The organism is Pseudoalteromonas sp. NC201, from assembly GCF_002850255.1.
Taxonomy (GTDB): domain Bacteria; phylum Pseudomonadota; class Gammaproteobacteria; order Enterobacterales; family Alteromonadaceae; genus Pseudoalteromonas.
On sequence record NZ_CP022522.1, the window covers coordinates 1,157,426 to 1,180,256 of the forward strand.

Sequence of the window (22,831 nt, forward strand, 5' to 3'; positions counted from 1 at the left end):
TGAAGTAATTCTCCAATACTTAAAATAGCTGGTATAAAAATCACACAATCAGGGCATCTCACCCTGAGCAGTTGGTATTAATTCCCCTGATTCATCTGCGTTAATTTATCACCAATGGGTTGAGAGAAGTTATAGCCATCGTATTTGTCCCAGTTAATCGACCATGTCATCACGCCACCAAAGTTCGGATAAGTCTTACTTGGTTGGATAGTGCCACATCCTGTACCTTTGGTTAAACAATCTAAGGCATTGATGATATTGCCGATAGGCGCTTGACCTGAATTTGCCGACTGTGGACCAGAAGGTAGACCGATGGCTACTTGGTCATCCCTAAGTGGTGCAAAGCGGGTGCCATCAGCAAGATCAAATCCCTCAATCAACATTTTTGCATGGGCAACCATCATGTTCACTGAGCCCTCAGGGGCGCTTCCCGGTTCGTATGGGTTAGGTAGGCCGCCATTGTTGTATAGCTGTACGTGAAGTAAATCTAATGTATCGCGTAGCTCGTTTATAAGTGGAATATAAGCGCCCCAAATACCTGAATAGGCAATCATGCCACCATGTACATAGGGATGCTCGGGGGCCATGGTAAGTACCATATTGCCACCAATATTTTGTTCAATTTGCTTTAATGCTCTAGGCAGCCGAGCTTGGATCTGAGAGCCATGCACAAGGTTCGAGCCACTCTCTAAGTCGATATCGAGCCCGTCAAATCCCCATTGTTGAATAATATCGGTGAGGCTACTAACAAATGCCGCTTCATCGGCATCCGTATTGAGGGTAATTGTGCCTTCTGCACCACCAAGGCTTAGCACAAAAACTTTACCTTGCGCTTGTAGTGCCTGCATGTCGGATTTGAATTTTACCGGATCGATAGGCGGGCAGTTAGAGCGAATGTCTTTTTCAAATGGTGTGAAGTGCACTGTACCATTCGAGTTTCTATCATTTTCAGCAAAGGCAATATCTATGATGTCCCAAGCAGTAGACATCTGATCAAGTGGAATAGGGCAACCAGCTGGATTGACAAAGTTATGCCAATAGCCAATCAGTTTGTGCTTTTTACCGATGGGTTTGTCGATGACTTGAACAGTCACGCCGCTACTGGACAGCTGATCATTATTGTCGTTGATGGCCGTGGCATAAAGTGTTTTTGTGCCGATTGAGGCCGGTGCATAACTATATTCGTAGGGTGGCGTTGTGTCTGTATTGAGTAACACGCCATCAGCATAAAACTGTACTTGAGTGATTTGTCCAACAAAAGAGGATGCTTGTGCAATCAATTGAGTGGAATTACCCAAGGTAATTTGGCTGCCGCTAGTGGGGGCGAGTAAATCAACGGCAATCGGTTTATCTGTAACATTCACTGTAATTGTTTGCTCGCTTTGATTACTTTCGTTATCCACGGCAATGGCTTTTAAACTCACCGGATTGAGGGCTGTCGGTGTCCAGCTGTGACTAAGTGTTCCTTGATTGGCTGTGGCAAGGAGTGTGTTGCCGGCATAGAGTGACAGTGTAGCAATACTGCCGTCTGTATCTTGAGCACTGACAGAGATAGTGGTGGGCGCATTGACCAAAACAGTACCATTATTGGACGGGCTTTCGAACGTTACGGTTGGCGCGATTGCACAGATCCCTAAATCGCTCCATGCATCGCTCCAATACTGGCCTGCACCTGGCTCATATGCCCATTGCGCGTTTGAGCTACACCAACCTGCAATATCACAGCGATATTTATGATTATTATGAGCGACGAGTTCACCAGCCTGGTAATTTTGTCCAGCGCTATATGCTCTAAGGCCTAGGCAGCCACCTCCCACTTTTGTTAGCACATCGATGGCAAGGTTTGCCTCACTTACCAAGCCTTGATTGTCCATCGCTTTTACATTTAGTTGGTTCACGCCAACTTGCTCCGCTTGGAATTGGAACTCAAAAGGAGAGGTTGTTAGGTTCGCGACAAGCTGATTGTTCAGGCTAATTTCCACTCTCGCAATAGTACCGTCGCTATCTTCAGCTGTGACGCTGATCCCTACCATATCGCCTTGATAGAACTGCTGGCCGTTGGTTGGCGCTACAATGGATACGTTCGGTGGTAAATTTCCTCCGCCCGGTTTTACTGTGATCCGTGCTGATTGCGAACTTCCGGTTAGCCCTTGGGCATCGGTGGCAATTGCACTGATATCGTATTCGCCAAGTACTGCGTTCCAAGTGGTTTGAAATGGCGCGGTAGTGTCCGTAGCGATAACTTGCCCATTTACTAAGAATTCGACATAAGCCAGGTCACCATCGACATCATTGGCATTAGCGGAAAAAACAGCGCTGTCATTTTCGCCCAGCACAGCGCCATTATTTGGGCTGGTGAGTACGACACTCGGTGCTTGACCTGACCCCGTTGCACAAGTCCCCAATGACCGCCAGACATCATAAGGACCGGAGTGGCCTGCTGGATTGTCGTTCTGACTATACCACTTTGCTTCATATGCTTGGTTTTGGGACTGTGTGATATCCCCTTGTCTGTAGACTTGTTGTTCAGACCAAGGGCTTAAATTACTACAGTCGTAGGAGTTTGCTTGGCCTGCGAGGATGAGAGCACCACTCGTCCAAGCCAATCGTAATATAGAAGTTGGTTTCATACTGATCCCTTACATGTTGTTGTGTGTTTTATGAACAAAACCAAATTAGCATATAGGTAAATAATTCGTTAATCAACACTCGAGTTATGAGTAAATCTCATCGCTGCAATAACCTGAGCATCGCAATTTTAATTCGCATATTTCAAATAATCGGCTAGGTTTAGAGGGAATTTAACGGACTTTATAGGATCCATATAATGGCGACTTCTTCAATTCCCTCCGGTTATCATTCACTCACGCCTTACCTCATTGTGGCTGGTGCAGCAAAAGCTATCGAATTTTACCGAGCTGCTTTTGGCGCGAGCGTAAAGCTTCAGTTACCTATACCAGATGGAGGAATAGCACATGCGGAGCTGCTGATTGGTAACTCTTATGTGATGCTTTCAGATATGTGCCCTGATATGCACTTTAAAGATCCCAGTGAGCTTGGTGGTACGCCCGTTAGCTTGATGTTGTATGTTGACGATGTGGACACTGTGTTTGCGGGGGCAATTGAATTGGGGGCACAGCAAGTCACGCCCGTTTGTGATCAGTTTTATGGTGATAGGGCGGGAACGCTACGAGACCCATTTGGTCATGTCTGGACGATTGGCACGCATAAAGAAGATCTCACAGAAACCGAGTTACTCGCGCGTATGGCTGATTTTATGGATAAGCAACAAGATGCCTAGTTGAGGTAAGCTTATCTCATTAGATTGCAGATTTATTAATTTTTTGTTTGTTTTTGACGGTGCGTTTCTTTGAGGTGCTTGGTTAGAAGTTATTATTTAACATGTGGTTAAGTGTTGTATTTGTGGTGAGTGAATTTTAAAGTTGATTTTATTGTTAATAATGTTGAATTTTTTATTTTTTCATGGCAGCTTAAGAATTAGTGATAAATTTTGATCACTAAACGACTATTTCAAGGAAATGATAATGAAATTAAAATTAAAAAAATCAGCGTTGAAGCAACTAGATAAAAACCAAAACCTACCTTTACAGCAAACCCCTCAAGTAGCTGGCGGTGCTGAGCCAAATACCAGAATCCCATGCCGTTTAACGGAAACGTTGACTGGTACGGATTATGGTCAGTGCCGTTGTTAGTATAGTCGAGCAGTGTTTTAGGTTAGCCTGATGAGGTGGAGAATCTACTTGTTGGACTATCAACCTTAAACAACATAATTTATAAATTAAGATTAACTCAAGGATAATAAGATGAAATTGAAATTTAAAAAAACAGCATTAAAACAATTAGATAAACAACAAAGCTTGCCTCAAGAGCAAACACCAAACATCGCTGGTGGTGCGACAGGTATTCGTTGTCGTCCGCCTTTGACGGAAACTGGTAACCAATACTGGCAGTGTGAGTGTTAAGGTTAGTGATAAATTAACTTGCATAAGCTCACAGTAAAGTGAGCTTTTTTATTTCCGAAAGTTACCAGTTTATTTTATTTTCATATAATTCAATGATTTACGTATTTTGTAACGCCTCAATAAGTTAAGCGGTTTACGCTTTAATCCAGCAGCAATTACGGTCTCTGTTGCAGCGAGTATGCGCTCGGCGCTTTTACCATCGCGGTAAGGGTGCACTTGCTGAATATATTGCTCAATACGTTCACTTTGTGCGTCGGAGAGGTTGAGTGCTTGTTCAACCGCTGCAGATAATTGGCCTGCGTCGGTAATATTGATTAAGGCATCTTGAGGTTGGTGATTATTAAAAGTGATAACCGGTTTACCAATTAATAGTGACTCATCAACGGCGCTAGAGGTATCAGAAATCACCACATCGGCTTGCTGAATGAGTGGAATAAGATTGTCATTTCCGGCGATTTCAAAGTCGCTGATGGTTTCAAGTTCTATGTACATCTGTTGCCACTGCTGTTTCGTCTTAGGATGAAACTTAAGTTGGACTTTGTATTTTCCTGATTCTGCGAGCTGTTTGATTTGTGCATGTAATGCTTCAAGCGACGTGAGATTGGGTGAAAAAGTGGGAGCGTACAGTATGACTGGCTTTTCATTCTCTTGCTTGGTGTAATCAAAATAAGGGTCGAGTTTTGGCCAGCCAGTTTCAATCACTGAGAAATAACCATGTTTTTGTGCAAGTTGGTTAAATGGCGCAGTGGTAATTGGGCCGTGAGTACAATACAAATCGAAGAAACCGCGGATCCCAAAGTGACCTTTCTTTTTATATTCCAATCCGTGAAATACTTGCACTTTGGCGCCTGGAAAAAAGTCAGGAACAACGTTTCCAGGTACAAATACTGCTCTGGGGTTAAACGCCTTGACGTCCTCTACGCTCAGTAACTCTGATTCGTCTGGTGCAAGTGAACTTGAGTTTACATCTTTACCTTTTAAAAACCATTTCACCACATCACCGTTTGCACGGATAGCATTTTGGAGGGGTCTTAGAATGGCAAAGCTATATGGCTGCTCAATGTAGAAAAGATAATGTTTAGGCATTGAAAGTCACTTATAAAATCAGAGTTTATGGCCAGCACTTGAATGGCGCAGCTAGGGCCAGAGCGATATTAAGCAAATAATACCGCTTTTACCGCATCAATACCAAACATCCGTTACTTGGCTGTACTGTTGCTGATACGTGAATGCACCTCAGTGGCTTGAGCCATCATGTTATCCATTAAGGTTTGTACTGATTCGATTTCTCGAATTAAGCCTTGAGATTGACCAATAAATTGCACGCCATGGTCTAAATCTCCGTGGATTGTGGCGGCTTCAAGCTTTTCGGTGGCGGCACCAAAGAGTGACAGCATCTTAATTTTATCGAATTGAGATAACAGTCCTAGTAGTAGCTTCCATAAGGGCATGTCGACCATTTTTGCAGCCTTGAATGATTTTATGATGGCCATGAAAAAGTTCATCGGGCGGCGCGTTGCCTTTTCAGCCATGGGGGTTTTCATTACTCGAGCATAAAGACCATCGAAGTTTTTGGAATAAATCGTCTGTTCAACGTCTTTTTCCACAACGGTATTTTTGACATGTTGATGCAAAGGGCTTTCTTTAGATGTTGCAAAACGAGAGCCCATCGCAATGCCCTCTGCGCCAAGCGCTAGCGCGGCGATAAGTCCTCGACCATCGGCAAATCCCCCTGCGGCAATTACAGGTATATTGACGATATCGACTATGCTCGGCACTAAACACAGTGAAGTCACTTCACCACCATGGGCTGCGGCCTCATGACCTGTAACTAATAGCGCATCAACGCCAGATTTTTGTGCTGCTAATGCATGCTTTTGCGTCACCACTGTGGCAATGACTTTTCCGCCGTAGGCTTTAGCTGCTTGTACTAGCCAATCGCCTTTTCCTAAAGAAAAATTGATAACAGGCACTTGCTCTTCTAATGCGACTTTGGCATTTTCTTTGGCGCCTGGCATCATTAACGTCACACCAATACCAAAAGGTTTATCGGTGAGTGCACGAATTTTTCGTATTGCTTGACGTGTCTCGTCCTGACTGAGCGGGCCCGTGGCTAAAATACCTAAGCCACCAGCATTGCTCACTGCCGCAACAAGCTCAGGGACAGAAATCCAGCTCATGCCGGGTAATATAATGGGTTTTTCGATGCCAAATAATTCGGTGATAGCAGTTTTCATCATTGTTATTCTACTGGTCAGATGTGTTTATGAGCATAGCTGGAATTTTGCGTGAAGTGAATACTGGTTGTAAGATACCTGTTTAGAAAGAGGAGCTAAGATGAACGTAGTTATATTATTAGTGAGTTTAGTCATCGCATTGGTTGTCTTGATACCGCTGTTGGAAAAGTATCAGCAGCGCTTAGGGCTAGATAAAATGCAAAAGTATGCCAAATATGTACTGCCTTTATTAATGGTGACGCTGATCATTAAACTTATCTACGTTTTGGTGGCCGGGTAACAAGCGCCGAGCTATTTTTTGCGGCGCTTACCATTTTGTAACTTCAACCATCCCGGTTTTTGCGAACGATTTAATTCACTTAAAATAAGGGTTGCCTTTTCTATTGTGATCCTAAAGTCGGCGATATCTTTGTATACCTGAACTGCTATTTTCTTTCTTTTTACCGCCGCGCCGGCATCTAAAAATGACTCGACCAATTTATTCAAAAAGCGTGTTAGCGGCGAGCGAGCTCGGGTATTATCTTTACTTCCTAAGCGTTGTATTTGTTGCTCTAGTTTGCGCTTTATTTGCGTTAATTCGGCTTGGCTAAATTCGCTTTGGGCATTGGGCAACGCTTCGAACAAGTCGAGCTTGTCAGCTAAGTATTGGCATTCAATCGCGCTGAGTTCCTCTTGTTGTAAAATTCTACTTAAGCCATTTCTAAACTCAGTTTGTGTCACGTTGCGGTGGCTCAGACGCTCGCAATGCTGATTAAACAACTGCCACTTTTGCCACATGTAAACATAGCCCAGTCCCGCGCCTTTGATATTTTGCATGCCGACGATAATTTGGTGTTCATTTGGCAGTGCTTGTTTTGCAATGATTTGGTTTAAAGCATCAGGCTTGATGTCGCTATCATGCACTAACGTACATTTGAGAGAGGCAAGTTGCTCTGCAAGCGCTGCGGTTTGCGAAAGCCTAGTGCTCAGGTCTTCAACTTCCAAAAGCGACTGGGCAATTGTCCACGCTTCAAAACGCTTTAGAGTAGGATGATGTGTGTCGTCCTCATTATTAAGTTGCGACTGCAGCGAGTCGAGGCTTGAAAACGCAGACTCAGGTAGCTTGTCTGTCGTAGTATTTAATGATGCGATCAGCGCATCTCGCGATAATGTGAGCCTAAGGCGCCTGAGTAAATCGCGCAGTGCGTTGTGGTCGTTATTGCTGAAAATACTGTGTAAGAGATTTTCCAGTGCAACCATAAAGTACTTAAAGAAGCCATCGATATTGGTGCCGATCACCACAATGGCATCAAAATGCAGATCATTGGCCAGAATGTTCGCAAATACTTGCGAGCGCGCTACACGGTCGTTACGATTATTAATTAATGCAACAATTTGCGCCTGCTTTCCCTGTTCGACGATGTTTAAGCGTTTCCAATTTTCTATCGTTGCTAGGCGTTCGTTGGCAGACATGCTGTTGATAAAGCTTTGACTGATTGCACCAATCTTTGCAGTCGTAAACTGCTGAAGCACGCCAACATCGGGAATAACCCTAGAAGCCGTTTCTTTGAACACATAGTCTTTATTGATGCCAATATATTGCGCCATTTTGCAGACTAAGGCGATGTTATCCGGATGCTCAACATAGGGATATTTTGCGAGAATGTCAGGCGTTATTTGATACCCATCACCCCAATGAATCTGAATGAGTGACGTGTTTTTTTGCTCCGCCGCCAAGTTGAGTACTGAAGCCATATTCTGCTCGGCGGTGAACACTTGGGTGTTGTAACCCAAAAAGGCAGACATCTCTTTTGCTACATCCAAGCCTGTTGGGCCTAAAATATCTTCATGATCTGGGTAGGCATTAGTAATGGTGGCGAAGTTATCTTTCATCCAGCGCACTAGAATTTTTACATATCTCGGAGTCAGGCCCATACATTCCCACAGGAAAACGTCCGCTTTTACCTGCTTTGCAAAATGTAGCACATCAGCTTGCTCCCAAATACTCGCTTTGTCGAAAGGCCGAAATAGTGGGATCTCATATTGCTCACCAGAAATTTTTGAATAGATAAGCATTGCTTCACAGCCCGTGGTCTTGCTCACGACTCTCAGCGCCAAACTGCTAAATAAGGCCGACTTCAGCCTCTCGGTTCCTGATTTTCCTCGTGTTCCCCAGCCGCCAATGGACACCGGAATGTGTTTTCGATTTTGTTTTATTCTTTTACTGACATAAATATGCCGAGTCCAAAAGTAGCTAATAAATGCAAGCACAAAGAAAACCAGCTGCGAAATACTATTTTGATAAATGGCATCGACGTATTCTTTAAAACTGCTCCAAATGGTGAGTAGCGCAGAGGTGACACCAGAGCGAGTATAAAGTTGCTGAATGTCTTTCGCGACAGGAAAAGGCGTTTTTGCGATGTCGCCATAGGCACTAAAGTGTAGAGAAAACCCCAGCGTGTTAAGTGCATCCAAATACTTACCTTGCTCAAGTTCGTTGCCCTTTCGTAAGCGGTCTAGTTCTGCAAACTGCCATGTTATGGTCCAGTACGCCTTAAGGCGTCGCCACAAAGTCGATGGCGGAGTAACGGCTAAAATACCATCCGGCGTATAGGTTTTGGCGTCTTCTTTACTGTGGTCATTAGTCAGTACACTTAGCAAAAAGTCGAGTAATGGTAGATGTGGTCGACTCGTTTGTTCGGCGATATTAAAGAGCAACTCCCCCGGCACTTTTGTTTCGCTAATTTCCGCGGTAGTGCAGCTAGGGACGTGGATCGATACGCTGGGCTTTTTCGCTTTGGTATGGGAATAGCTTTGACGTTTATCGGTACTTGGTTGTCTTATTTCGTGTATTACTCGCCATAATCTTCTTGCTTGACGATATCCTTGTTGGATACGCCAGCCAGCTTTTGTTTTTGAGGCATTAAGACTTTGACCGCGCTGTGCAATATAAGAAAGTGAGCGGCCCAGTTCATCACGAGACCAAGTTGCCAATGCGTCACTTTGTTCGTTGGCTTCAAGAGAAGCATTGAGCTGCGCGATGATGGCTTGATGATAGAAGCTACCTAGCTGTTCCCTGGCTCTGGTGATATAACGGCAAACGGCGATGTTTGTTTCGTTCGATAAGCAGTCATTTAAGGTATCAATAAACCGTTTGAAGCAGAGTTCGGCTTGATTTGATTCAAGTTGCATATTCAGCATAATACGTGCGCTTTGCTCAAGCGCTAAGCGCTTGAGCTGCATACTAAAGTCGCCTGTTAGCACACGTTGCCACAGTAAAAATGCAAAGTCCTGCTGGCAAAAGCGGTCTGCGGATAACTGTTTTATCAAGGTGAAAAGTACGGCATTTTCACTCTCTTGCTCAAACCGTTTGGCGATTAACTCTTGTGCAAAGGATGTGGGATAAAACTCGACAAACTCTAGCGTAACCTGGCGCACCCTAGGTAAGGTGTGCTCGCTGAGTGCACAAAGCATATTGAGGTCTTTTTCTGTAAGCTTTGGCTGGCTGACAATAATTTTAGGGAAGATACTCAAAATATAGAGCACTTCTGCATCAACTTGCTGACTATTTTCAATGTCGTTCGCTTCTTCAAGCAAAGCCCACATGTAGGCACGAATAAAGGTGGGGCGTTGATGTATTAAGATCTCTAGAATATCGACGGTGGCTTGATAGGGCATATTGTCAGACTCAAGCAACTCAATAAGTTTGGCGATAAGCTCTGCGTCTAATTCCGAGTCAACCTCATAGTTGTTCAAGGTTGCGACCATATTCACCAATGCGCGGATCAAGCCATGACGAATATGTTGATTTTGGCTATGGGCGAGTAAGTTTAAGCAAAATGGCTGCAAATCCAAACGTTGCCAAGCATTTTCTAGAGTATCGTGATGAGCACGTAAATATCGGTTAGTTAGGGCGCCAAGTTTGGCAATTAAAAACTTAATTTGCTGTTCTATCGTGGCAACTTGATGTTGATATCGAGCAACTACAGCGCCTTCGTCAAACCATCGTGAAAATGCTTTTTTATCTTGTTCTAACGCGACTTTAGTGGTGCCAAGTTCTTGAGCATAGGCGATAATATGTAGCTCTTTTTCGCTGGCAAATTCAGACTTAGCGATACGCTGTACAAATCCGGTGTGGGATACCTCGAGCAGCAAAATTTGCTCATGTAGGGTCTCAATTTTATGCCGCAAAAAGGCGATAGATTGAAGTACCAGCCAGTCGGTTTCATCCTCGTTTTCAGGGCGATTGTAAATGAGTTCCCATGCACACAATTCGTCGATCAACGCACTGTATTTATGTTGATACAAGTTCAGCCAAAACTTTTCAGTTTCGGCAAAAAATAGGGCTTCTAATTGACTCTTTAAGGCTTCAACGCTCATGTAAATCTTGCTCTAATAAATGACTTAGCTGTAACGATTCAAAAATAATTTCATCGTGAGCATAGGGGGCAAAAGCGGTTTGCTGTAAATTGCCTAAACGTACTTGTAGCCCAACCTGATGGGTATTGTTAAACCAGTCTTGAGTCCAAGTTACACCTAACCAACCCGCTGTGTTATGACTAAAGTCAAAACCCGTTTGCCAACCCAATTGAGTTAAGTATTGCCATGTTGGATTAGGACGGTTCTGATCGGCAAATACATAGCTTGATGTTAATCCAGCGTGGAAAATATGGCCTTGATAAAATTGATACCAATCAAATGAAAACAGTGCATTGTCGAGCGTTTGCCAATCTTGATTTGACGTCAGTGTAACGCCGGAGCTGAAGTAACTATCAACCCAAGGCTGATAGCGCAGCCCAGCATGCGCTTGCCAGCCGTGCTTATGATTATTACGGTAAAAGGTGTACATATCAGGGCCAATTTGCTCATCTGCAATAAATTCGTCCTTGCTGATACTGGTGTAAGTGTAAAAAGGCTGCCACCACCAAATGCTTCTAAAACCGCTGTTATAACGGTGAATTTGGCCAAACTTTGTCGAAATACTAGAGCTTAAATGGGTTTCACTGATAGCCGTTGCATCCTGCCAACGATTGCGTACCCTCGCTTCTGCAAACCAGTTCGACTGCTGCGAGAGCCAATCGTATTGACCATTGATAGAGAAGGTGTCTTGGTGATGATTATCCATCGTGTAGAAAGTATCGATGCGGTACCAGTTATTCTCATCCTTCACTCTCAACGATAAACCTAAATCGAGTGTAGTACGGCTAGGGCTAGGCTCCGTTGTTTGCACAATGTCGTCGCTATCAATATTCAAGAATCCTTCGACGCCAGTGCGACTTTCATCAGTTTCAATGCGAGCTTGCTGAAATTTGGGCTCAGCATTTGTTGGTGTTAACTGTTGTTTGGCTTTTAAGAACATTGGCACTTCAGGTACTAGGTTAACGCGATGCAATGTTGGACTTAACGCCCAGATAGACATGCGTGCTAACGTTTGCTGTTGTTGGCCGGTTAGTGAGACTTGTCCTGCCGGGTGAAAATAGGTGGCTTCATTTCTAATACCATTGGCAAAGGTTTCAATTTTAATCAGACTATCTCTAGTTAATTTCGCCGTGATTGGGGTTGTTTCATCAGAGCGATAAAAAATTTGCCTCGTATCCAATGGGATATCATGCCATTGACCTTGGCCAAAGTATTGCGGACGTACGCTAACGCTTTGCCCCGATAAAGGGTTGAGCCAACGCAATTGCAATAGTCCTTGTCGCGTCTCAACTTGTTTAATGCCGTAATAGAGCGGTTGCGTTGGCTGCAGCGAGATCACATCACCTTGACTTGGCCCCACCAGCTCTACATTAGCAGGCGGTGCCACGATTTGCTTGGCAGCAGAGTAGGCAAACTTTACTCTTACTTGAACTTGTTGATACTCAGAAAAATCAATAGTCAGTATTTCGTTTGCTCTGAGTGGCAGGCCTGACGGCTGATTTTCTGTGAGGTGTGCGGTGATCTGGTCACCAACGCTTTGCGCCGCAAGCGTATCAACTTTTACCTTTTGTGTGCCCACATAACTCGTGTATTGTTCCGCAGCAAGCCATTGACCATAGCGCATCAAGCGGGCATATAAATCGGTTAAAACGGCATCATCCGATAAACTGGGGTGCAGACGTTGAAGGACCCTGTTGTAGCTTTCGTTAGACAATGTTTGCTGACTCAGTTGATACAAGGCATTTATCGCAATTTCTTTAGCACTGAGCTCATCTGCTATGTTCGCATCAGTGCTACTAACCAAGTGCGCAGACTTATCTGCAAAAGCCGGAGTGTTAGCGGTTTCTGGTTGCACCCGGATCTCTACAAACAACTCATTACTACTGAAAAGTGTGAGGCTTTCATTTGCCGCTAATTGAATATATTGCTGCGATGCAACAGATAATCGAGTCGCTTGTGGCTGCAATTGCAAGTTTGCTGCAATATCACTAAATATGGGTAAAATCCGGGTTTTGGCGTTGTGTTCATATAGCAGCCATTGAGTATTTTTGTATTCTTGTCCTTGGTACGCAGCACGTGCACTTAGCTTGACCGTCAAAGGCGTTTTAGCAACCAGTTTGATGGGTTTACCTGAACCTAGCGGGTACAGCTCAGTTTGATTATCCAGTGACTCCACGGCTTGTAGGTCATAGTGATTAAGGCTGTATTGAGGCTGGGTCAGTTCGTTTGTTTGAATTGCCGCGACTTGTTCGGCCTGTTTTGGTGTTAATGCCATTTGCTGGCTTGTCCACAGCGCTTCTTGCTGAAGCCCGGAATCAAGTAGGTACGTCAACAGGATATCATCGCATTGATATTGCGTGATATCGGTTTCGTGGGCAGCGCATAATAGGCTAGCTTGGATATATTCATTCTGTGCTAAATATCTCGTGAGTAGTTCATTGGCAGCGTACTCTCTTAAAGATTGAGCGGTGCTTTTTAGCAGTGATTTTAGTAATACCTCGGCGTTTCCACTGCGTTCTAGCTGAGTCAAAATAGTAATATTCAGTTGCCAAGCCATTAACGCAACTTGCTCACTATGCCCACTCAAATACGGCTTCAGTTTCGCAAGTGCCATGAGTGGTTTGGTCTTTGCTACGATTTGCAGCTCCGCAAGCACTTTGGTGGCGGTAAACTGGCCGTGGCTGTCTGTCTTAACACTTAGTTCCGGTGCACTCAGCCCGCTAAGAGATAAATAGTAAGTGTCCGCTCGATTTTGTTTGCTTCTCGCCAGCAGACCTTGAACCAATGACCCTTGGCCTAGCGCTTCTTGCGTCATGGTTAAGAAGTCGGGAAATGGTTGTAAGCGGTTTATTGCTACAGCGATATCAAGCGCTTGCTTAGCCCCTTCAATCATCACAACTTTGGATGCTGGATTCATGTGTAGGGTAAGTCTTTGAAAATGACTGCTAGGCGCAACAAGCAGCGTATGTTGGCCATGCTCGCTGGTGATGGTTAAGCGTTCTGGCGTTCTTGCTCGAACATACAAGGTAATTGCATTATCAATTCTCAGTATGTTCTCAAGATGATACTTCAGTGGCTGAGGCGATGTAATGTAATTGACTCGCTGAGCGCTTGAAGTGAGCAGCACTTGCCCAGCGGCGCTGCGGCTGCCCAGTGTTACTCCACTTATCGCAACATGATGAGTGAGCGGTTGAGGGGAGCTTGGCGTTAAAAAATACACCGTAGAGGCAATATCGTTAAGCATTTGCTTACGTTTGACCGCTAACGCCGTGTCAGAAGCGTTAAAAGTGAGTGGAGAAGTATCACCATTCATGTAAAGGGCGCTGAGCTGCTCGTTCAGCTGTTTATTCCAATACGGACTAAATAGCGACTCTTGCTGCTTTATTCCTGCATTATCGTCGTAAATACCACGGTGCATTTGTAGTAAGTTAAGGTAGGCAGGCACCGATGTTGTGATAGTGAGATAACTACCTTGCGGGACAGCAATATAATCTTGGTTAGACAAGCCGACTTTAGGCTCAAGGTACTCATCCGCTTGGATGTCTGATATTGCAATGGTGCTTATAACCTCACCGTTGACTTTAATTGTGACAGTACCATTTTGCGCAATCGCGTGTAGATCTTTTCGAACTTCTAGTTTGAGCTTTTTGGCGTGCTCAAAGAACAAGCTTGTCATTTGTGTAGGTTGTAGGTGAAACCAGCGCTCTGTATCTTGCGCTAATTGCAGTGTTTGGTCGTCAAGCCCTGGCAGTCTAAGTGCGCTTCGATACGGATCTCTGTGGCTATGCATGCTGCCTTGCCAAAGCGCGAGAGATTGAGCGTTATCACCGGTGTAAGCAACCTGAATTAAGCGGTTTTGTGCTATTGCACTCAGTTGGCAGCGGGATTGAATACATAACCAATCGGATGTTGGAATGGCACGTCGTAGTTCTGGGGTTTGCCCCGCAAAAAATTCGAATGTGTCGAGGGCACTTGGCGTTGTGACTAACCACGCGTGACTTGGCAAAAACAGCCACGCTTTTTGCTGCGGTGCAAAGTGCTTGTTAGCATTGGCTTGGATAAATTGCATACGTGACAGATCAATCCATTGGGCAGCCGTTTGTATCCCTACCTCATTGGCTCGGGATATCGTTGCAAACAGCAGTAGTGTCATTATAAAAGTGATTGCACGCATTTAGTAAACTGCTCTAGTTGTTGATTGTTATTAATTAATTGCTTTCTTGTTTGATAGCTTAGCTCAATATGGATAAAGCTATATTCAGGAAGCGCAAGCTGATGCATGATATTTTGCGTCCCGCCAAGTTCTTGCACTTCTTGAGGGTAAATCAGCGCCCGATAACCTTGCTTAACAAGACAAGACTTCAACTTCCATAGTGTGTCGTCATTTGTTTTGCCTTGGCTTAAAATTATTTCGCTTAGTTTACCGGCGTCGGTTTTTCGCTTCTTCTGACTAAACCCATGTATTTGGAACACTTTTGCTATTGGGTGTAAAGATGTAAAAGCTATGATAGCTGACGCGTGAATATTGTGAGGTTGCTTGGCGTAATCATAGGTTTTACCAGTGTCATTGTTATCGTATCTGTGTTTTGTGTTGTTCAGTAACACTTGGCAACTGTGCTGGAAAATGTGCTCACCAATGGTCAGCGTATGTTTATCATGAAAGCGATGTGGAACAGACACCACGCAAGGCCGATGCGTTGGCGCATACGTGACTTCGCCGTGCGCGTCACTTTGAGGCTTTGGCGTCAGTGTAAATTGCTCTGCTTGGTGCGTAAATTGCCAGCCATCGAGCGCTACAGGTTGGTTAAACCATTGCGCCATCTTGCTGCTGTCGGGAATCGCAGCGTTAACATTCAATGACAGGCACAATGTAATGTAAAGTGCGTAGCGACTAAGGTGTCTCATCTTGCCACCAGTTTAATGTTGCATCAGGCTGTTCATTTTCCTCTAGTACACTTATCCAAACATCATGTGAAAAGCGAAGCGTCATGGTTTTAGGCGATGTTAAGTCTTGAAACAGCGGCAAAGTAATACTTGGGTACTCGTACAGCTCCGCGTGATTAGGGTTAAAAAACATCCTCGTTTGTGCTGGGTTTAGATGTAGTACAAAGTGTTTAGTTAAAATGGTGTATTCATCGCTTGGGGTGATTACCTTAGTGCTATCCAGAGCGGTTGCTACCGTAATTTCATCTTCAGGGTCGGCACTAAACACTTTGACGACCAAAGCGTTAGGTTGCAAGTTATCCTCGCTAACAGCAACAGTGAGTGGCGTTGCTTTCGCTACTTTGTACAGGCGGATCTTCCGCACGGTTCTTGGGATCCCTTGATTGATGAAAAGTGCTTGGGTATTAGCTAACTCCTCTATTTGTAAGCTGTTTAGCGGAACTTCAAATAGTGTTGGTTTACGCTTTTGCTTCACAATCACACTGCTTGGGTAGCTTGTTGCTTCACCGAGCTTAAAGAGCGCAGATTTGGCTACCTGACGATATTCAAACTCCATTTGCGGTACTGAGTTATCAAAGTAAGCTTGCTCAATGGGCACCAACGCGATATCCGAGACAGCTAAAAGCTGCTCTAAGTCTTTGGAGCGGTATTGAGGCAGCAACTCAGGTACTTCTGGTGGTGCTTCAAATAAGCGCACCGATGCTATCTGCTTTTGTGTGTGAAAGAGGTAATGGTTGTCGGCCTTTTGGCTAAACCATGCGTCAATACCTTGATAAATTGGACTTTCAGGGTCACACACTGGGTAGCAACGATGGCTCAGGTAATTAAATGTTGGGCTGCGGGCTTGCAGCTTCACCATCGCATCTTCGGCTTCAATTTTGATTTGATTAACGTTATCTGGTATTGCCAAATAACGCTTCTCTGCGGTTGGTAAGGTTTGTCGCTCCGTGGTTTCAGTTATCAGTCTATCGAACAAAGCTTGCTCCGCCGTTGCGGTAAAAACGTAGTCCTTGATCCGCTCACTGTTGTTATAGAGGCTCACAGAGAGAGTGCTGCCCATGGGCGCGCGCCACTCTAAAGCGACATCGCTTTTAGGAGAGACTTGATAGTAAACCGGCGTTTGCGCGTTGAGCATATAATAATAACTATGCAGCGGGACTATAGGGTCGACGCCATTGCTAAATACCCGAATGCTGGTGGGGGCGTTTGCGCTAATGGTAACAAGGCCTGTAGGTAAGTTGCTCAGTCTAGATTGGGTAGTGGCTAGCATCTCAGGAGTTAGTCGCTTAGGCGCGCTGAGTTGGCGTAAATCATGCCAAACAAAAGTAAGATTTGCATTTTCGGGATGGCTTAATAAATATTCAGTGTGTTCATAGACACGAAAACTGGCGCTTAGCTGCTCCGAAATCAACAAACTGTCTAAGTCTAGCTGGGTCGAAAAATCATGATTAAGCACATTGTAGGGGAGTGACTCATATAACAAGTCAGCACGAAAGTCGATGTTAGGCACGCCCTGTGGCGCTAGCTTTTGCCAATCTAACATGACCGAATTGTATTTTTCTTCGTTGGTTAAGGCGTTTTCACCTATGGTGTGGTAATTCGTCATGCGTTCACGCCACTCAGTTGGCCTTTTCAGCCATGCTTTGGCAGGGTCGATAATACTGTTACTGGTTTGGGCATGGACGCGTACTACCACGCCTTTAAGCTGAGCATTTTCTGGTATTAGCTTTAACGTGATGGTTGCAGCCTGTTGTAACTCTTCACGATTTAAATAAAAGGATTGTCCAGACGCCACGGCCAACGCTTCACGGTTTTCAATGATCTGTTTTACTTGTTGCTGAAAGTCGTTCGAGGCGGCTTTAGCTGCATGGTGATAAGTACCGCGATAAATAATCGCTCCTTTTGCATCAAGTAACTGATATTCAATAGCATAGTTGACGGGCTGATCATCCAGTGGTTGCGATTCGAATATCCCATTGGACAACACCCGAACAGACATGGTCCGAGACGGAGAAAAGGAAAACTTCAGTGCACTGTCGGTTTTTAGCCAATGAACATTGGAGCGAATATTAAACAAGGTCGAGGTATTTGAAGGCTCCGCCGATTTTACCCACACAAATAAAGTGACGGCGAACCAAACAAAAAGTAGCAGCAAAGCCGTAAAAATAGCAAATCGTAATACCTGCTTAATCCAGTACATAACGCCCCTCATGAACCGCTTTTGCATAAGTGGCTAAATCAATAATGCGATTTCTTCTTGGTAAGTATAGCGCGAGCAGTGCGTTGTCACGGGTAAACATTAATCCCAGCTCACCATTTCTATGCGTGCTAAAGGCGCTTATTTTACATTGGCTTTCAAATTGACAAAGTGCTTGGAGCACCGGTAAATGTTGGGTGGTGGCATAACGCCCAGTGGCCACATTAAGTGCGTCAATAAATTGTGCACTGGCCTCATGCCAATCATTTGGAGAGAGGGCAAGCAAATCGATTATTTTGAGTTTAGGTGTGTGTGCAACGGCTAAAAGGCGTTGCAATAAAGCATCGTTGGTAATGGCAAAGTGCGATTTAAAATCTGATGCCAACCACAGTGCTGCTAACTCACTTTTTGGCGCGAACAGCTGATACCCCGACTGCGGTGTGGTACCGAGTTCTAATCCTCTGGTTGCTTGTTGTCCTGAAACGGTTTGAGTATTAACACCAAGATCAGCTAGCACCCTTTGAAGTTTAGCAATAGTGTCATTATGAATAGGGTTAGGCGTTGTGAATTGGTATGCAAGCGCTGAAGGTCTGATGCTTGCTGGCGCGCTATGACTGCGGATCTGTAAATTAAGTAAGGGGTTATCATAAAAGTAGCGCTGTGCACTTTGATACACCACATTAAATAATGACCGCACGTTGTCGGCTGCCATTACATTTGCATCTATGCTGGTATACGGATGAGCACCAGCGATTGCCAGTAACTTTGCATGGGTGGCCGTAAACAACTGCCCAGAGAACTCCAAGGTGTTACTTTCAAAGAGTGGTCTAGGCACCGCAATGGTGAGGGATGGTTTAGCCAGCAAGGCAATAAAGTACACCCCTTGACCCAAATTATAGGCAGATTTGGTATCTAAAGGAGAAATTGCAACGAATTGCCCTTGGTTATTTTCAACTAAAGTTAATTGATACTGTAATAGGTTTGCTACGCGATTTATCTGGCTCAACCTTACCTCAAGCGTTTCCGGCGTTGTTACTATCTCGAGGTTTTGGGTGATGGCAAATAGCGGCCTTAACACTTCATATTCCCACAGTGCAGCACTGGTATCGCTCAGTGCGCTAAATGCACCGCTACCCTTGGCGCTAATGTGACTAGAAAATGCTTCAATAAGTGCCTGTATGCTCTCATCACTTGTGCTTATTCTATCTATGTCTTTGTCGATACGTTGCAGGCCATATGCGCTTAGCAACGACGAATAGCTATCCGAGTTTAAATACGCCTCAATCATCTGGCCATGGAACTGGTTGTAAGGTAAAGGTGCATTTGCCGCGAGACCAAAGTGTGCATCGTTGATGTTAAACAAGGTAGCAAGTTCAGATTGTTGTACTGAGCTTGGCACACTGTTAAATATCCACATCTGTGCGTCTTCTTTTAAACTGTGTTGGTGCATCAACTGGCTTACTTGCCGATTAATTTCTCTGAGTTGGACGACCTCTGGAATATCCATCGCCATAAAAAAGTCACTATAGAACTCGCTTTGTTTACCGTTCTTATCGCCACTTTGGTTAGGTCGCGCATTGCCAAACGCCATTGCCTGGCTTTGCCAATAGGAAAACAATATCCCACCCGCCTCACTGGCAAGCCGCTCTGCAGTGGGGTAGGGGACGCTGATGATATGGGCTTTTTGAGCAGTTAAATTAATGATAAACAGACCGCGCTTGTGATCTTGTTGATTGTCTTTTATTACTAAAAATTGTGTTGTACGTTGCAAAGAAAAGTCGGCTTGACGCAGTAAGGTGGCGGCCTCGACATAGTGTGACTCACTATCCTGCTTAAGCAACCTAATTGCTTGTTTAAAGTGGCTACGTTGCTGCTCGGTCACATATTGACTGACATTAACGTTAGCCGCATTTTGAGTATACAGCTGGCTCTTGTAATTACTGATCACTTGGCCGAGCGTTAAATCGCTGGCTGTTTCATTTATCGCTAATGTATTACTTTGTACGAATAGGCTTGGAATAACCATAATTGCAAAACCGATACAGATGGCGATAAAGCCACCAACAATTGAAGTTTGAAAAGTTGCACGGATCACAAGGCCTAGCGCATTTTTTTGGTAAATTTTAAGGGCGAGTAAGGTCGATAGCATGTAGCCAAAAGCAAAGGTATCGGTCACTTTTAAGGTTGGGAAGTAACCGACGACGACGTAGTTTAAAATCAGTTTGTAGACAAAGCCGATATTAAAAAACAGCAGCATGAGTCGCGCGCCTTCGATATTGGCGTGTTTTAAACGGGTAAAGTTTAAGACTACATATCCAAAGACCAAAATAATCGCTGTTTCTACGAATGATGTGAGCAGCTTAGTGGGTTGCATCAGTTGTAGTGCTAGCAGCGCTGGCAGCATAATGCCATTGAATTCCCAGCCGTACTTTAAATTAGCCCTTGATGCGATAAAAGCGGTGATCACCAAGATAATATAAGCTTTAGGGGCTGCAATAATTGAGGCTGCAACAGCTTCGTACATGACGGCAAGATTGGCAATGCTAAAGTTGGTAAACGCCATCAATCCAAAACGAATGATGATATAGGTAACAACCAACTGAATAGCGGTGACTTTTATGCCATATTTAAAGCCACCATTCCACATTACATTGGCGGTCAAGGCGATGATAATCAGCCCGAGGCTATACAGCTGTGCGGCGTAATCAAAAGTGATGTCCCATTGTGTTAAGTACGCGGCGACCAGCGGCCAAAACAGCACATCCATGGTAACTCGAACAATAATGCTTAACAAAACGATGGCAAAAAATCGGTCACGGCCAAACATTTCTGCATAGCCCAGTCGCTCAACAAGTGTTTTGGCAAAAAACCGCATTAAGCTATAAACAACAATGGCCTCAACAATGATCACCCAAGCCGATGTTGGGCTCACGATAAATAAAGGGACTAGGTAACCTGGCACCACTAAACCAGTTAACGGGAAACCAAACCTTAGATTGAAAAATGCGACAACCGCGATGCCTATCCAAACACACGTGATAACGGATTGCCCAAGTCCGCCCGCGCTTGGGAATAGCGTCAGCGTCCAGTCCATCTATTCCTCATCCCACTCTTCAGGCAAAAGTTGCTCGTTAACCGCAAGCTGCTCTGACAAGTGTGTTAAAAAGGCTTCTTTATCATCTAGCTGAGATAACTGCTCGCCAAGGTCAATAAATTCAAACAACACCCCGCTGGTTTCAAATGGGGTGCTGGCGTTAAGGCTGGTTGATTGTTTGAGTAAGGCGCGAATGCTCAGTAAATAAGTTCGATTGTCTAAATATACGGGTAATACGATTTTGCCACGTTTTAAGGTTAAATAGCGCAGCTTTCCTTTAGCTTGTTCACTATCCATCTCGGTACAGCGACAAAGTAAGTCTAAGGCGGACATGTCGAAAATAGACAGCTTATGTTCTCTAGCAAAGCGTTCAAGAGATTCATTTACCTGCACAATTTGGCCAAATAAGTTATATAAAATACTGGCACTGTGAAGCTGGTTGAAGACATGCTCCAGTGAGGTGAGTTTTTGATCCATCTCATTAATTGCATTTTTGATTTTATGACTTAGTGGCTCTTTCAGAGAAAAGGTCAGCGCCCGAGTCAGTGTGCTTTTGAGGTTTTTTTGCTCAGCAGAAAACACTTTATAGTGGAATAATAATTCACCGATTTGATGTGCAAAGAGATTTACATTTTTAATAAATGCTTGCTCATCAAAGTTGTCTTGAGGAGTGACGGTTAGCGCCCAAAAACCCCGAACATCACCTGCGTACATCAAAGGCGCGATATACTGCTGCTCATCTTCCGCTAGATGTTGGAAGAAAGGGCGGGTAATTTTGATAGCACCAAACGCTTTGATTGCATCGGAATAAGGTACTCGCTCGTAGTCTCGTCGCATCTCTAAGATATCACTGAGCTGACAGTGTATTGCGCGTATTTCAGTTACTCTGTGGTCACCCTCTAAGCGAGTGAGAAAGATACTTCTTCTCAGATTAAGCTGCTGATTAACCAGTTGGATGATTGCATCCCAAGGTTCATTATGCTCAAGAAAGTGCCGTGGTAGATATCGACCCATCATACGTTGTTGGATCAGGGCTATGAGAGATTTTAAGTTTTCTTCTTCTGACCATTTCAAAGAGATAAACACCCAAAGTAGCGTCAGCCATATCAAAGATAGCAGCTCACCAAGCGGCAATAACACGGAGTACCAATGATGCGCAGCAAGGCCACTTATGATCAGTAATATGCTGGTGGATATCGCAATGATGACATTGGTCTTGGTCGCATTTCTTTGGTACCACACTAAGAAAAATATTGATGCTAGTACCATGAGTGCGACTATCGTCACTTTATTTAAAGGCTGAATAAAGCTGTCGGATGCAAAGCTATTGGCAATAAATGCTTGTAGGTAAACAGGCGGAAGTTCTTGCGCACCAAAATAAGCATTACTATTCAAGCGTGAAAATTTTGAGTGCTGAGCAACTAAGATGACCTTTTCGCTAAGTTGTGCGGTGAATAAGTCACCATCAAGCACTCTCTGCGCACTGAATTTTGGTAGTGAATAATAAGGCAGCGAGTAGTCTATGATTTTGTTGAGGTATTCACCATGCTGCGGAAATATTTTATCCCACAATATGTCACACGCGCCTGCTGGTGGTGCGAGGCTGATTGCACTGCCGTACCAATTTTCTGTTTCCAACAGACAAACCGATTGCGTATTGAATGGATAGTAAATTGAGTCATTGTTTTGTTGTGGTGAAAGTTCGGTATTTGCAAAGAACACAATGGCTTTTGGTTGATAGCCAGAGAGTATTTTTGCTAACTGCTGATGTTGTTGCTGTAAGTTTTCCGCTTCAATCACGACTACTTGCGTTGCTTGCGTGGTGTTGAGCTTGGAAAACCATTGTAACCCAATTAGGTTTACCTGTTTATATAAGCCTGATGCTGACGCGATCAACAAAATAGCGAATAAACTCATAAATAGCCAAAACTCATGTTGGCGTTTTATAAAGTTTAATTGACTAAAAATCGACATGCTT

General features: G+C 44.3%; 13 protein-coding genes. 4 read left to right on the top strand and 9 right to left on the bottom strand.

The window, feature by feature from the left end; genetic code table 11:
• Positions 1-77 precede the first annotated feature (77 nt).
• Positions 78-2,630 carry an Ig-like domain-containing protein gene (locus PNC201_RS04770; RefSeq protein WP_102056343.1) on the bottom strand — a complete coding sequence of 851 codons (2,553 nt, stop codon included), beginning with the start codon at positions 2,628-2,630 and terminating at the stop codon, positions 78-80.
• Positions 2,631-2,827: 197 nt separating this feature from the next.
• Here PNC201_RS04770 and PNC201_RS04775 point away from each other — a divergent pair, with 197 nt between their 5' ends.
• The 3 genes from PNC201_RS04775 to PNC201_RS23390 all read left to right on the top strand — a co-directional run bounded on the left by PNC201_RS04775 (position 2,828) and on the right by PNC201_RS23390 (position 3,983).
• Entirely contained in the window at positions 2,828-3,301 is a 474-nt protein-coding gene (locus PNC201_RS04775) for a VOC family protein (RefSeq protein ID WP_010607842.1), read from the top strand.
• 244 nt (positions 3,302-3,545) lie between these two features.
• On the top strand, positions 3,546-3,713 hold the full coding sequence (locus PNC201_RS23385; RefSeq protein ID WP_017217813.1) for a hypothetical protein: 168 nt from the start codon (positions 3,546-3,548) through the stop codon (positions 3,711-3,713).
• A 111-nt stretch (positions 3,714-3,824) separates the two neighbouring features.
• Complete coding sequence (locus tag PNC201_RS23390) at positions 3,825-3,983, top strand: hypothetical protein (protein WP_167310207.1); 159 nt, start codon at positions 3,825-3,827, stop codon at positions 3,981-3,983.
• Between the two features lie 69 nt (positions 3,984-4,052).
• Here the strand turns inward: PNC201_RS23390 and PNC201_RS04780 are convergent, their stop codons facing one another.
• Positions 4,053-5,069, bottom strand: coding sequence for a UDP-N-acetylglucosamine 2-epimerase (locus PNC201_RS04780; RefSeq protein ID WP_102056344.1), 1,017 nt, complete (start codon positions 5,067-5,069; stop codon positions 4,053-4,055).
• Between the two features lie 113 nt (positions 5,070-5,182).
• Positions 5,183-6,220: an NAD(P)H-dependent flavin oxidoreductase gene (locus PNC201_RS04785; RefSeq protein ID WP_199539695.1), complete on the bottom strand. Its 1,038-nt coding sequence runs from the start codon at positions 6,218-6,220 to the stop codon at positions 5,183-5,185.
• 100 nt (positions 6,221-6,320) lie between these two features.
• On the opposite strand from PNC201_RS04785, the gene PNC201_RS04790 reads away from it, so the two are divergent.
• Positions 6,321-6,500 (top strand): hypothetical protein, encoded by a 180-nt coding sequence (locus PNC201_RS04790; protein ID WP_095727329.1) that lies wholly within the window; start codon positions 6,321-6,323, stop codon positions 6,498-6,500.
• Positions 6,501-6,511: 11 nt separating this feature from the next.
• Here PNC201_RS04790 and pgsB read toward each other — a convergent pair whose 3' ends face one another.
• Genes pgsB through PNC201_RS04820 form a run of 6 tightly spaced genes read right to left on the bottom strand, consistent with a single transcriptional unit; the run spans position 6,512 to position 22,827 of the window.
• A complete protein-coding gene (gene pgsB, locus PNC201_RS04795; protein WP_102056346.1) occupies positions 6,512-10,579 on the bottom strand; it encodes a poly-gamma-glutamate synthase PgsB in 4,068 nt (1,355 codons plus the stop codon).
• Positions 10,569-14,792 carry a hypothetical protein gene (locus tag PNC201_RS04800; protein WP_102056347.1) on the bottom strand — a complete coding sequence of 1,408 codons (4,224 nt, stop codon included), beginning with the start codon at positions 14,790-14,792 and terminating at the stop codon, positions 10,569-10,571. The genes pgsB and PNC201_RS04800 overlap by 11 nt, the downstream gene beginning before the upstream one ends.
• A complete protein-coding gene (locus PNC201_RS04805; RefSeq protein ID WP_019647400.1) occupies positions 14,771-15,523 on the bottom strand; it encodes a hypothetical protein in 753 nt (250 codons plus the stop codon). Before PNC201_RS04805 ends, PNC201_RS04800 begins: the two co-directional genes overlap by 22 nt.
• Complete coding sequence (locus PNC201_RS04810; protein ID WP_102056348.1) at positions 15,510-17,762, bottom strand: hypothetical protein; 2,253 nt, start codon at positions 17,760-17,762, stop codon at positions 15,510-15,512. The genes PNC201_RS04805 and PNC201_RS04810 overlap by 14 nt, the downstream gene beginning before the upstream one ends.
• The gene (locus PNC201_RS04815; RefSeq protein WP_102056349.1) at positions 17,749-20,853 is read right to left on the bottom strand and encodes a poly-gamma-glutamate biosynthesis protein PgsC/CapC; all 3,105 of its coding nucleotides are present in this window, start codon (positions 20,851-20,853) and stop codon (positions 17,749-17,751) included. The genes PNC201_RS04810 and PNC201_RS04815 overlap by 14 nt, the downstream gene beginning before the upstream one ends.
• On the bottom strand, positions 20,854-22,827 hold the full coding sequence (locus PNC201_RS04820; RefSeq protein ID WP_102056350.1) for a hypothetical protein: 1,974 nt from the start codon (positions 22,825-22,827) through the stop codon (positions 20,854-20,856).
• Positions 22,828-22,831 lie beyond the last annotated feature (4 nt).